Origin of the sequence: Mesorhizobium caraganae (assembly GCF_016836705.1) — a bacterium.
In the GTDB taxonomy this organism is placed as follows: domain Bacteria; phylum Pseudomonadota; class Alphaproteobacteria; order Rhizobiales; family Rhizobiaceae; genus Mesorhizobium; species Mesorhizobium caraganae.
This window is the reverse complement of record NZ_JAFCGY010000113.1, coordinates 1-600: the sequence shown is the minus strand read 5'-3', so window position 1 is coordinate 600 and position 600 is coordinate 1. Positions and strand designations below refer to the sequence as shown.

The 600-nt window shown below is 64.2% G+C and carries 1 pseudogene; it reads right to left on the bottom strand.

What is annotated here, in order from left to right:
- Positions 1-569, bottom strand: a pseudogene (locus JQK88_RS35525) (hypothetical protein); the annotation flags it as partial.
- Between the last annotated feature and the right edge of the window lie 31 nt (positions 570-600).

The window sequence follows — 600 nt, the reverse complement described above, 5'->3', positions numbered from 1 at the left end:
TCCTGCAGAGGGGCTGGTTCGGCTAAGCGCAGGAAGTGGACGACCGCGGGCGACACAAACCGGGTCTGGGCGGCGAATCTTGGGTAGGTCTGTCTCAGTTCATGGGCAAGACGATCGTAGTCCGCCTGGATGTGCTCGTCACCCAGCCATTCGGTGGCGCCGAGCGCCATAGGTTGCGGGACCTTCAATTGCCGCCGTTGAGCCGCCCTGCCGTCTTCCTCATGTTCGGTGGCCAGCCTCCCGCGCTTGCCACGCGTCCGATTGCGTGGCTCCATAGCCTCGCCCAAGATGTCAGGCTGCTCGGCCGACGGCCCCGGAACCGATGGATTGGTCTGCGTTGGCGCCCTGGTGGAGTCGTCGGCGCGAGTAAGCGCATCGTGTTCGTCCGGACTCCTTAGGAAACCGTCGCGCCGAAACTGCTCGACTATCTGCCGTGCCATTTCGGAATAGTTCTGCGCTGTGGCGAGCCAAGGCTGCGCCACCGCCCACAGCGGATGAGGCAACTCATCGATAATGACGCCATAGGCCTGCGCGTAGTCGTCTGCTCCCGCGGTCGCTCCCCTGTCCACGGCAGGAAACCCGGGAGTGCTATCGCTCGTC